Source organism: Citrobacter freundii complex sp. CFNIH9, from assembly GCF_002903305.1.
Classification (GTDB): domain Bacteria; phylum Pseudomonadota; class Gammaproteobacteria; order Enterobacterales; family Enterobacteriaceae; genus Citrobacter; species Citrobacter portucalensis.
This window is the reverse complement of sequence record NZ_CP026238.1, coordinates 1,695,275-1,707,884: the sequence shown is the minus strand read 5'-3', so window position 1 is coordinate 1,707,884 and position 12,610 is coordinate 1,695,275. Positions and strand designations below refer to the sequence as shown.

Sequence of the window (12,610 nt, the reverse complement as noted above, 5' to 3'; positions counted from 1 at the left end):
CTCAAAAACAGACATAAAAACCCCACAGACGGGCTGTGGGGATGAAAAGTACAGCAGATTAGCCGCGGCGGCGTTCGAAATCGACCATGAAATCGGTCAGTGCTTTAACACCTTCAAGCGGCATGGCATTGTAGATGGACGCACGCATACCGCCGACTACACGATGCCCTTTCAGCGCGTGCAGGCCCGCAGCAAAAGACTCTTCAAGGAACAGTTTATCCAATGCGCTGTCAGCCAGCTGGAACGGGACGTTCATGCGTGAACGGTTAGATTTCGCCACATCGTTACGGTAGAAATCGCTGTTATCGATTACGCCGTAGAGCAATTCCGCTTTTTGCTGGTTAATTTTATCCATCGCATTAACACCGCCCTGCTTTTTCAGCCATTTAAAGACCAGGCCAGACAGATACCAGGCAAAGGTTGGCGGCGTATTGAACATGGAATCGTTGTCATTCAGCACGGTATAGTCGAGAATTGACGGGCATGATACATGAGCTTTACCCAGCAAATCTTCACGGACGATGACAATCGTCAGACCGGCCGGGCCGATATTTTTCTGTGCCCCGGCATAAATTACGCCATAACGACTAACGTCAAGCGGTGCGGAAAGAATGGTAGAGGACAGATCCGCCGTGACCACAACGTTGCTGGCAAAATTCGGCGTTTCATCGATCGCAATGCCATCGATGGTTTCGTTCGGGCAATAGTGCAGGTATGCCGCGTTATCAGAAAGCTGCCATTCACTCATCGGCTTAACAGCACGCAGGCCGTCCACGGTGACTTTGGCATCAATAACGTTTGGCGTGCAGTATTTTTTCGCTTCTTTAATTGCGCTGGCGGCCCAATAACCGGCATCGACGTAATCCGCGGTGGTTTTATCGCCCAGAATATTTAACGGGATACCCGCGAACTGCCCGCGACCACCGCCATGGCAGAACAACACTTTATAGTTGGAGGGGATGCTGAGAAGATCGCGAAAATCCTGCTCCGCTTCCTCTGCGACCTGGATGAATTCTTTGCCACGGTGGCTAATTTCCATCACTGACGTGCCAAGACCGTTCCAGTCACAAAGATCCTGTTGAGCCAGTTTAAGTACTTCTGCCGGTAACATTGCCGGACCTGAACTAAAATTGAAGACCTGAGCCATTTCCCCTCACCACGTTGTGTTGTTGTCCAATCAACATCCTGTCATTGACGATAATCCGGTGACAGACATTGGTATAAGTTATTCCTGTGGATATCGGTTTTATCATTCAGTGACACGCGCCGCAATGGGTAAAACTGGCAAGGGTAAAAATGTGTCATCGGTCACACAACAGAATCTATCGGATTGACGGGTAAAAACCGAGATTTTTGCTGTCAGGTAACCCGTTTTGCCCGACTGGCCTTCGACCATTCTGGATTTGCACAGCGCGGACATAATTGATGATCTCCGGCCTTCATTTGCACCACTTCGCTACAACGTATGCAGGCATAGTCCCCTGCTTCAGGTATTACTTTAAATCGTTGCGTACAACGTTTAGGCAGAATACTGAGCCCCGGCTTTACGTCTTCATCGGCAAAGAAGTAGACGCTGATTTGCCCATTCGTCTCCAGAATAGCCAGTTTCACTTGTCCCAATTGCTCCACGCCGTTCAAACGCAGTTCCATAAAGAATTCAAATTCCGTCATATTGGCGCTATTGAGCTTTGACCATGCCAGCTCGCCGTCTTCAATGATCACGACGGGTTTGCCCTCCAGCAGGTCCTCCATTTTTTCACTATGCGCCATTAGCCACATTACCAGCCGATACAGCACAGCAAGAGTAATAAAGACCACCAGCACCGGCAGCATCGGAACATCGTCATAAAACGCCACGTCTCCCGCGGCGGAACCCAGCGTAAGGATGATAAGGACTTCAAAAAGCGACATCTGGCGTACGCCACGACGTCCGGTGATTTTTAAAAACAGAAAAACCAATATAAAGGTGTAAAGGCTGCGTAGCGCAACTTCCCCCAGAAAATCCATGGGCACCTTATCAAGCGCCATACGGTGTAAATCGAAAGCTTTCATTAATATGCTCTAAACGTGATTGGCTGTAAGAAAGCATAGCCAATGCTTTTATTTACGCATGGGCTCCGGCGACGATAGCGCCGTTCATTGAAAACCCGTATCATTGCGCGCTTTCCGTACGACAAAAGTGATTTTCATGACGCAAACATTTATCCCCGGCAAAGATGCCGCTCTGGAAGACTCCATCGCTCGCTTCCAGCAAAAATTGCTCGACCTCGGTTTTCAAATTGAAGAAGCTTCGTGGTTGAATCCCGTCCCTAACGTCTGGTCTGTACATATTCGCGACAAAGAATGCGCGCTGTGCTTCACCAACGGTAAAGGCGCGACAAAAAAAGCGGCGCTGGCTTCTGCGCTGGGCGAATACTTTGAGCGTCTGTCGACTAACTACTTCTTTGCCGATTTCTGGCTGGGCGAAACTATCGCCAATGGCCCGTTCGTACATTACCCGAACGAAAAATGGTTCCCGCTGACTGAAGAAGACGATGTTCCAGAAGGTTTACTGGATGCGCGTCTGCGTGCATTTTACGATCCAGATAACGAACTGACCGGCAGCATGCTTATCGATCTACAGTCTGGTAATGAAGAGCGTGGCGTCTGTGGCCTGCCGTTTACCCGCCAGTCTGATAACCAGACCGTCTACATTCCGATGAATATTATCGGCAACCTGTATGTTTCTAACGGCATGTCTGCGGGTAACACACCTAACGAAGCTCGCGTTCAGGGCCTGTCTGAAGTCTTTGAGCGCCATGTGAAGAACCGTATTATCGCCGAAAGCATCAGCCTGCCGGAAATCCCGGCCGAGGTGATGGCGCGCTATCCGGCAGTGGTGGAGTCCATCGCCACACTGGAAGCGGAAGGTTTCCCGATTTTTGCCTACGATGGCTCGCTGGGCGGCAAGTATCCGGTGATTTGCGTTGTCCTGTTCAACCCGGCCAACGGTACCTGCTTTGCCTCCTTCGGCGCACACCCGGATTTCGGCGTTGCGCTGGAGCGTACCGTGACAGAACTGCTGCAGGGCCGTGGTCTGAAGGATCTTGATGTCTTCACCCCACCGACCTTCGACGATGAGGAAGTGGCAGAACATACCAACCTTGAAACTCACTTCATCGATTCCAGCGGTCTGATCTCCTGGGATCTGTTCAAGCAGGATGCCGACTATCCGTTCGTTGACTGGAATTTCTCCGGCACCACGGAAGAAGAGTTCGCCACCCTGATGGCCATCTTCAATGCTGAAGATAAAGAAGTGTATATCGCTGACTATGAGCACCTGGGCGTTTACGCGTGCCGCATTATTGTTCCGGGAATGTCTGACATCTATCCGGCAGAAGATCTGTGGTTAGCCAACAACGCTATGGGCACCCATCTGCGTGACACCATTCTCTCTCTGCCAGGCAGTGAGTGGGATAAAGAAGACTACCTCAATCTGATTGAACAGTTGGATGAAGAAGGTTTTGACGACTTCACCCGCGTGCGCGAGCTGCTCGGTCTGGCGACCGGTGCGGATAACGGTTGGTACACCCTGCGTATTGGCGAGCTTAAAGTGATGCTGGCGCTGGCCGGTGGCGATCTGGAGCAGGCCCTGGTGTGGACCGAATGGACGATGGAATTTAACGCCTCCGTCTTTAGCGCAGAACGTGCAAACTACTATCGCTGCCTGCAAACATTGTTGCTGCTGTCTCAGGAAGAAGACCGTCAGCCGCTGCAGTATCTGAACGCATTCGTCCGCATGTACGGCGCTGAGGCGGTTGAAGCGGCAAGTGCAGCACTGAGTGGTGAAGCGCCGTTTTATGGACTTCAGCCAGTAGACAGCGATCTGCACGCATTCCCGGCACATCAGTCTCTGCTGAAAGCCTATGAGAAATTGCAACGCGCGAAAGCGGCACACTGGTCAAAATAGTGACAAACAACTTGCCTCGAGTAGGCTAAATGTATTGTCTGGGCTATATTACGGGGCGCTTAAAGCGCCCCGTTTTTTATTTTGGTCAGACCAAAAAATAAATGTAAAAGCAAGGTTAAATATTAGTAGTTGATATTAAAAAAATTAGCTTATTAATGTGGTTTTTTATCTCAATTACTCCATTTTAATTAACCATCCCATAGGAGGCTGAAAGAAAAAATTCAACTCACTTTATAATTTTTAAAATTTATTTTTATATGGATAATCAACATGTTACACCGTAATCGCATAAAAACCATGCGTCTTACGGGCCTATAAGCCAGGCGAGATATGATCTATATCAAATTCTCATCTATAATGCTTTGTTAGTATCTCGTCGCCGACTTAATAAAGAGAGAGTTAGTGTGAAAGCTGACAACCCTTTTGATCTTATTCTACCTGCTGCAATGGCCAAAGTTGCCGAAGAAGCAGGCGTCTATAAAGCAACGAAACATCCGCTTAAGACGTTCTATCTGGCAATTACTGCCGGTGTATTCATTTCAATTGCCTTTGTTTTCTATATCACCGCCACAACCGGCACTGGTACTATGCCTTTCGGCATGGCGAAATTAGTAGGTGGTATCTGCTTTTCCCTGGGGCTGATCCTTTGTGTTGTCTGCGGTGCAGACCTCTTCACTTCAACCGTACTGATCGTCGTTGCTAAAGCCAGTGGTCGTATTACCTGGGGTCAGTTAGCGAAAAACTGGCTTAACGTTTATGTCGGCAACCTGATTGGCGCCCTGATCTTTGTGTTACTCATGTGGCTTTCTGGCGAGTATATGACCGCCAACGGCGCATGGGGGCTCAACGTTCTGCAAACAGCCGACCACAAAGTGCACCATACTTTTGTTGAGGCAGTGAGCCTTGGTATCCTGGCTAACCTGATGGTGTGTCTGGCCGTATGGATGAGCTACTCGGGCCGCAGCCTGATGGACAAAGCGTTTATCATGGTATTACCGGTCGCAATGTTTGTTGCCAGCGGTTTTGAGCACAGTATCGCAAACATGTTTATGATCCCTATGGGTATTGTAATACGCGATTTCGCCACCCCGGAATTCTGGACCGCAGTTGGGTCTTCTCCGGAGAATTTTTCTCACCTGACCGTGATGAATTTCATCACCGATAACCTGATTCCGGTTACGATCGGTAACATTATCGGCGGCGGTTTGTTGGTCGGGTTGACATACTGGGTCATTTATCTGCGTGGTAACGATCATCATTAATCTGTTGATGCCCATTACACGCAGTAAATAAAAAATCCACTTAAGAAGGTAGGTGTTACATGTCCGAGCTTAATGAAAAGTTAGCCACAGCCTGGGAAGGTTTTACCAAAGGTGATTGGCAGAATGAAGTAAACGTACGTGACTTCATTCAGAAAAACTACACTCCGTATGAGGGTGACGAGTCCTTCCTGGCTGGCGCAACTGATGCGACCACTGCACTGTGGGACAGCGTGATGGAAGGCGTTAAACAGGAAAACCGCACTCACGCGCCTGTTGACTTTGACACCTCCGTTGCTTCTACCATCACTTCTCACGACGCTGGCTACATCAACAAAGCGCTCGAGAAGATTGTTGGTCTGCAGACTGAAGCTCCGCTGAAACGTGCGATCATTCCGTTTGGCGGCATCAAAATGGTTGAAGGTTCCTGCAAAGCGTACAATCGCGAACTGGACCCGATGCTGAAAAAAATCTTCACCGAATACCGCAAAACCCACAACCAGGGCGTATTCGATGTTTACACCAAAGACATTCTGAACTGCCGTAAATCCGGTGTTCTGACTGGTCTGCCAGATGCGTATGGCCGTGGCCGTATCATCGGTGACTACCGTCGCGTTGCGCTGTACGGTATCGACTACCTGATGAAAGACAAATACGCTCAGTTCGTCTCTCTGCAGTCCGATCTGGAAAACGGCGTAAACCTGGAAGCAACTATCCGTCTGCGTGAAGAAATCGCTGAACAGCACCGCGCTCTGGGTCAGATCAAAGAAATGGCTGCTAAATATGGCTGCGATATCTCTGGTCCGGCTACCAACGCTCAGGAAGCTATCCAGTGGACTTACTTCGGCTACCTGGCCGCAGTTAAATCTCAGAACGGTGCAGCAATGTCCTTCGGTCGCGTATCCACCTTCCTGGATGCTTACATCGAACGTGACCTGAAAGCAGGCAAAATCACCGAGCAAGACGCACAGGAAATGATCGACCACCTGGTCATGAAACTGCGTATGGTTCGCTTCCTGCGTACTCCTGAATATGATGAACTGTTCTCCGGTGACCCGATTTGGGCAACTGAATCAATCGGTGGTATGGGCGTTGATGGCCGTACTCTGGTTACCAAAAACAGCTTCCGCTTCCTGAACACCCTGTACACCATGGGTCCTTCTCCGGAGCCGAACATCACTGTTCTGTGGTCTGAAAAACTGCCTCTGAACTTCAAGAAATTCGCCGCTAAAGTGTCCATCGACACCTCTTCTCTGCAGTACGAGAACGATGACCTGATGCGTCCGGACTTCAACAACGACGACTACGCTATCGCTTGCTGCGTAAGCCCGATGGTTGTTGGTAAACAAATGCAGTTCTTCGGTGCGCGTGCAAACCTGGCGAAAACCATGCTGTACGCAATCAACGGTGGCGTTGATGAAAAACTGAAAATGCAGGTTGGTCCTAAATCTGAACCGATCAAAGGCGACGTTCTGAACTTCGACGAAGTTATGGACCGCATGGATCACTTCATGGATTGGCTGGCTAAACAGTACGTCACCGCGCTGAACGTTATCCACTACATGCACGACAAGTACAGCTACGAAGCCTCTCTGATGGCGCTGCACGACCGTGACGTTATCCGCACCATGGCGTGTGGTATCGCTGGTCTGTCCGTTGCTGCTGACTCCCTGTCTGCAATCAAATATGCGAAAGTTAAACCGATTCGTGACGAAGACGGTCTGGCTATCGACTTCGAAATCGAAGGCGAATACCCGCAGTTTGGTAACAACGACTCTCGCGTTGATGACATGGCGGTTGACCTGGTAGAACGTTTCATGAAGAAAATTCAGAAACTGACTACTTATCGTAACGCTATCCCGACTCAGTCTGTTCTGACCATCACCTCTAACGTGGTTTATGGTAAGAAAACTGGTAACACCCCAGATGGTCGTCGTGCTGGCGCGCCGTTCGGACCGGGTGCTAACCCAATGCACGGTCGTGACCAGAAAGGTGCTGTTGCCTCTCTGACCTCCGTTGCTAAACTGCCGTTTGCTTACGCTAAAGATGGTATTTCTTACACCTTCTCTATCGTTCCGAACGCACTGGGTAAAGACGACGAAGTTCGTAAGACCAACCTGGCTGGTCTGATGGATGGTTACTTCCACCACGAAGCGTCCATCGAAGGTGGTCAGCACCTGAACGTGAACGTCATGAACCGCGAAATGCTGCTGGATGCGATGGAACATCCGGAAAAATATCCGCAGCTGACCATCCGCGTTTCTGGCTACGCAGTACGTTTTAACTCCCTGACTAAAGAACAGCAGCAGGACGTTATTACTCGTACCTTCACTCAGACCATGTAATTGGTTTTGACTGAAATCGTACTTTAAAAAGCGTACAATAAAGGCTCCACGTAAGTGGGGCCTTTTTAATAGCCTGCTTTGTCAGCTATCTATACTTATATACTCGATGGATTTCGAGTTGCATTGAGGCGGCAACGGAGTGAATCCCCTGGAGCGTACAGAAGTACGTGACTGGGGTGAGCGAAGGAAGCTAACAAAGATGCATCTTGAAAGACGAAAAGTATGGATAGCAGCCAAAACAGACTCGACACAGTTAATAACTGTGCACTAACACTGGCCCCGGATGGGCCACACCTGGAGAAACACCGCAATGTCAGTTATTGGTCGCATTCACTCCTTTGAATCCTGTGGCACTGTTGATGGCCCGGGCATCCGCTTTATTACCTTCTTTCAGGGCTGCCTGATGCGCTGCCTGTATTGCCATAACCGTGACACGTGGGATACACACGGCGGTAAAGAAGTCACCGTCGACGAATTAATGAAAGAGGTGGTGACCTATCGCCACTTTATGAACGCATCCGGCGGCGGCGTGACGGCGTCTGGCGGCGAAGCTATCCTGCAAGCTGAATTCGTACGTGACTGGTTCCGCGCCTGTAAAAAAGAAGGTATTCATACCTGTCTGGATACCAACGGTTTTGTTCGCCGCTACGATCCGGTGATCGATGAGCTGCTGGAAGTCACCGACCTGGTCATGCTCGATCTCAAACAGATGAACGATGAAATCCATCAGAATCTGGTCGGCGTATCTAACCATCGTACGCTGGAGTTCGCGCGTTACCTGTCAAATAAAGACATCAAAGTGTGGATCCGCTATGTTGTCGTACCTGGCTGGTCTGATGACGATGACTCCGCACACCGCCTCGGCGAATTTACCCGCGATATGGGTAACGTTGAAAAAATCGAGCTGCTGCCTTACCACGAGCTGGGCAAACACAAATGGGTGGCAATGGGCGAAGAGTACAAACTGGATGGCGTCAAACCACCGAAGAAAGAGACCATGGAGCGCGTGAAGGGCATTCTCGAGCAATATGGACATAAAGTGATGTATTGAGTTTTAGCCACCACGAAACGGCTGCCCTGGACGGCAGCCGTTTTGCTATCTAAGCGACAACCACTCGAATTAAAGGAAAGGACGCCATGCGGTTATTCATTTCTGGCATGTTGCTGTTATCTGCCCAATACGTAAATGCCGCCAGCAACTGTGATATCAACGCCATTGTGCAACATGCGTGGCCAGATGCAAAACCGACAGCGGAAGGCAAGCTACTCACACAACATAATCTGGTTATCGATATCACAGGTAACTCACCGCAAAGCGCAATTTGCCGTGTCTGGCCAGCCCACCCGGAACTGACCCTAGCGGCGATTCCGCTGATGGCACAACAATATAGCGATTACGATCGCATTGGCGATCTGGAGCTTCTGGTACTGGATTCCACAAACCTCGACGTAAAACAGCGGCTACGCCTGCCCGAACGTATGAATGACGATGCCATTCAAATTACCGGTCTGGCGCTGGATACTGCGCGCTGGAAAGTTACCTCAGATCAGACCGCATTTGGCTTACGAGTCGCCCGCACCGGCAGTTCCCGTGTAAATCCTTTTAGTGAAGATGCGCTATCGCTGTTTGTTATTGAAAATAATCAACTACGGGCGGTATTAAACGGAATCGTACTTGAGAATAGCACCGGTGAATGGGACGGGAACTGTGTGGGAACATTCCACGATATTAAACGCACCCTTGCCCTTGCGCCTGATTCACATAATGGATACTTCGATATTCGGGTAAACGAGAAAAACGTGGAATCAACGGCCTATACAGACGCCAACGAGCAATGCGCATCAAAGGATAAACCGGGGAAAGCCAGTTGGGTACTGCGTTATGATGGCAAACAGTATGCCATCCCAAAAGAACTGTCCCCGTTGTTTTGAGAGGCAAAGCAGGAGATAGCATCACTATCTCCTGCTCTTCTGCCACACTTGTCTTTAGCGTCCTCTTCTCGCCAGTAGCGGGAAAATCAATCCCAGCCCAACCAGCACAAATGGCGTCACGATATTCAGCGTGAGCTGGAATGTCCACTCAGGGGTAAAGGCTTCCATTTTCGGGAAAATCCCGGTCAGACAGGCAAATGCGGTAAAGGCAAAGCACCAGATCCCCACGGTCATCGCAAGCGAGCGGTTGCGAATAAAGACATATTCCGATTTATATTTTTGCGCCAGGCGAATAACGGCAATGAACGCCACAAACACCCATAAATAACGCAATGGCATCACGACAGAGTTAAGATTCAATAGCCATTTATACAGGTTGTTCATATCGCCAATTCCCAGCGTTGGCAACATAATCAAAATCGCCACCAGCACCAGCGTCAGAATATAACCATTTACCGGCGTACCGGAAGCGTTGGTTTTACACAGGCTCTCGGGAATATATTTACGATCAGCATCACCCAGCAGAACTTTAAGCGGTGCATCAATAGAAAATACCAATGCCGCAATCTGTCCCAGCGTATTGGCAATCGCGTAAATAACCATCAGCGAATTACCCATACCATAATACTCACCCAATTTCTGGAAGGCGTAATATTGACCATTCGTCATCAGGTCATCTGGAATATGCCGGGAGTCAAACATCATTCCCATAGCCAGCGAACCGAGAATCGCGCATACCGCCACCATAACAGCCAGAACGAGCATCCCTTTTGGAAATTCTTTGCCCGGATTACGTGTCTGATTAACGTATGGCGAAATTTTCTCCGCACCGCCCACGGCAAAGACCAGCATGGAGATCGTAGTAATGTAGGTAAAATCGATGTGCGGGATAAACGATTCCCAGGTGATATTGGTTGTCGCTATTTGCACATCCGTAATTGCAGGCGCGGTTACCGCCATCACGACATACAAAATGGACATCACAAACATCGCGATGCCAGCAACTGACCCAACAATTTTCAGCGACTTCATGCCACGGGACGCAACCCACATGAAAAAGACAAACAGCGCCAGCGTCAGCCCCTGCAACGCCACGACGGTGTACTCTTTAATCAACGAACCATCGCCCTTCAGCGCCCATCCCAGCGCAATCAGAATAGCCTGCGGTTTTTGCGCCAGATAAGGTATATGAACAACCCAATAGGTCCAGGCAGCAAGATAGGCCAACCCTGGCCCCATGGTATGTTTAATCCAGGTACTGACTCCGCCTTTACCCTCTTTAAAGGTTGAGCCAAGCTGCCCGACGATCAACGCGTAAGGAATAAAATAGAGCGCGAAAATAAATATCCAGGAGGAGACAACAACCAATCCCTGATTAGCATAGTTGTTGACGACGTTACCAAAACCCCAGACGGTAATAAATGACATTAATGCAATGTTGTACCATCGCAATTGTTTTTCCTGCACACCAGCCATACGCAATCCTTTGTGGAAGCTTTTTGATTATCAATATATGAGGCGTGGGATTATGCGCGGTAAAATGAGCGAGCGGAAACGGCAGGATGTAAAACTATAACCTTCTGCACACTTTATTTTTAGGACAGACGTGTGCGATTAAATAATGCAGGTTCCCATAAAGCATACATAAACAGTATGTATGGGAACCTGTTCATATTCTGTTAAATCAGGTCAAATGTGCGCAATAGAATTGGGCGTATGGCCCGTCTTACGCAGCAGCATTAGTAAATAAATAAACGATACGCTGGCGATCATGATAAACAGCAAGCTATCTGAATAATTCTGCATCAGCATCGCAGTAAACGAAGGTCCCAGCAGACTGCCCACGGTATAGCTCAATAGCAATGCCTGATTCATGGCGACCAACTGATGACGTTCCACCTTTTCACAGGCCCAGGCCATCGCGACCGGATAGAGGGTAAAGCCTGCCGCACCCAACATAAACAACGCGGGCGCCATCGCCGCCTGGTTCAGCATGGCGATACTCCCGACGATCACCACGAAGACCTGGACGCGTAAAACCAGCAGACGTCCCAGCTTATCCGCCAGACGGCCAATCGGCCATTGCCCCAGAATACCGGCACTTACCAGAACTGCCATCCAGAAACCAATGCTGGCGTTGCTCACCCCCTGATGGTTGAGATACAGCGGCATCAGGCCATACAAAGACCCCAGCACGATCCCGGAAATAATGCAGCCATTAACGCCCAGGCGCGCCTGACGCAACCTCAGCATAGAGACAATAGGCGTAGACTGCTGTTCATCGCCCTGCTGATTAGCAATGCGCGTAAAGAGCAGTGGCAAAACACCCGCCAGGATAGTACCCGTCACCCACGGCAGGACGTTCATCAATTCTGTTGATACTTTACTAACCAGCAGTTGGCCTAAAAACGTTCCCACGTAATAGATCATCATATAGGCGGCAAGTAACCGTCCGCGATTACGTGACGTCCCGCTGCACATCAGCGCGCTTTCCACGACCACCCAGATCATGGCGCAGCCAACACCGGCGATAAAACGCCATGTCATCCAGCTCCAGAATCCCACCATAATCCCCAACCCGACACAGCCCGCGGCAAAAATAAGCGAGGCGATGTAATAGCTGCGGTTAAAACCAAGGTGTTTTATTAAATACCCTGTCAGCAACGTCCCTACCAGATTACCGGTAAAGTAAGACGAGCTCACCACGCCTACCTGCCAGGTAGGCAGATTTTCATGGGCGAGCCAAAGCGGGACGAGCGTGTTTAACACGGCGATCGCCAGGGTCAACAGAAGTAGCCCGCACAGCAATAGCATGACGGGACGGGTATAGGTGGACATGAATAAAAACCGTGAGGAAGTTCAAATTTCATGCGCATCATGCCACTGCTAAAAACATTGTCAATCGGCGGAATCAGAGGGCTGAGGCGCTTTCTGGTCGATCGATTTGCATTACTGATTCTTAATGTGAATAGATAAAAAATACAAAAACACATCTGCTTGTTTTTATTGATCTAAAACAAAAATCTCGCGTTACGTTCAGTCGAAAAATTTCATGGACTCCCCTTACTTTTATTTCTTACTAAACTCTATGCGGGATGCTGAGCTGCATTGTCTTCAAAATAGAA

The 12,610-nt window shown here is 49.4% G+C and carries 9 protein-coding genes; 5 read left to right on the top strand and 4 right to left on the bottom strand.

The window, feature by feature from the left end:
- Positions 1-58 precede the first annotated feature (58 nt).
- Complete coding sequence (serC, locus tag C2U43_RS08555) at positions 59-1,147, bottom strand: 3-phosphoserine/phosphohydroxythreonine transaminase (protein WP_032942886.1); 1,089 nt, start codon at positions 1,145-1,147, stop codon at positions 59-61.
- 212 nt (positions 1,148-1,359) lie between these two features.
- The gene (locus C2U43_RS08550) at positions 1,360-2,052 is read right to left on the bottom strand and encodes a DUF421 domain-containing protein (protein ID WP_008784261.1); all 693 of its coding nucleotides are present in this window, start codon (positions 2,050-2,052) and stop codon (positions 1,360-1,362) included.
- 136 nt (positions 2,053-2,188) lie between these two features.
- On the opposite strand from C2U43_RS08550, the gene ycaO reads away from it, so the two are divergent.
- From ycaO to C2U43_RS08525, 5 genes are all read left to right on the top strand, one after another.
- On the top strand, positions 2,189-3,949 hold the full coding sequence (gene ycaO / locus C2U43_RS08545; protein WP_020996515.1) for a 30S ribosomal protein S12 methylthiotransferase accessory factor YcaO: 1,761 nt from the start codon (positions 2,189-2,191) through the stop codon (positions 3,947-3,949).
- 404 nt (positions 3,950-4,353) lie between these two features.
- Positions 4,354-5,211 carry a formate transporter FocA gene (focA, locus tag C2U43_RS08540; protein WP_003831909.1) on the top strand — a complete coding sequence of 286 codons (858 nt, stop codon included), beginning with the start codon at positions 4,354-4,356 and terminating at the stop codon, positions 5,209-5,211.
- A 59-nt stretch (positions 5,212-5,270) separates the two neighbouring features.
- Positions 5,271-7,553, top strand: a complete 2,283-nt coding sequence (gene pflB, locus C2U43_RS08535; RefSeq protein ID WP_003035753.1) for a formate C-acetyltransferase — start codon at positions 5,271-5,273, stop codon at positions 7,551-7,553.
- A gap of 310 nt (positions 7,554-7,863) precedes the next feature.
- A complete protein-coding gene (gene pflA / locus C2U43_RS08530; RefSeq protein ID WP_003035751.1) occupies positions 7,864-8,604 on the top strand; it encodes a pyruvate formate lyase 1-activating protein in 741 nt (246 codons plus the stop codon).
- An 86-nt stretch (positions 8,605-8,690) separates the two neighbouring features.
- Positions 8,691-9,485: a hypothetical protein gene (locus C2U43_RS08525; protein ID WP_233899597.1), complete on the top strand. Its 795-nt coding sequence runs from the start codon at positions 8,691-8,693 to the stop codon at positions 9,483-9,485.
- 54 nt (positions 9,486-9,539) lie between these two features.
- Here C2U43_RS08525 and C2U43_RS08520 read toward each other — a convergent pair whose 3' ends face one another.
- Together C2U43_RS08520 and C2U43_RS08515 are read right to left on the bottom strand one after the other, a co-directional pair.
- On the bottom strand, positions 9,540-10,961 hold the full coding sequence (locus C2U43_RS08520) for an amino acid permease (RefSeq protein WP_003035749.1): 1,422 nt from the start codon (positions 10,959-10,961) through the stop codon (positions 9,540-9,542).
- Between the two features lie 213 nt (positions 10,962-11,174).
- Positions 11,175-12,323: an MFS transporter gene (locus C2U43_RS08515; RefSeq protein WP_103284960.1), complete on the bottom strand. Its 1,149-nt coding sequence runs from the start codon at positions 12,321-12,323 to the stop codon at positions 11,175-11,177.
- Between the last annotated feature and the right edge of the window lie 287 nt (positions 12,324-12,610).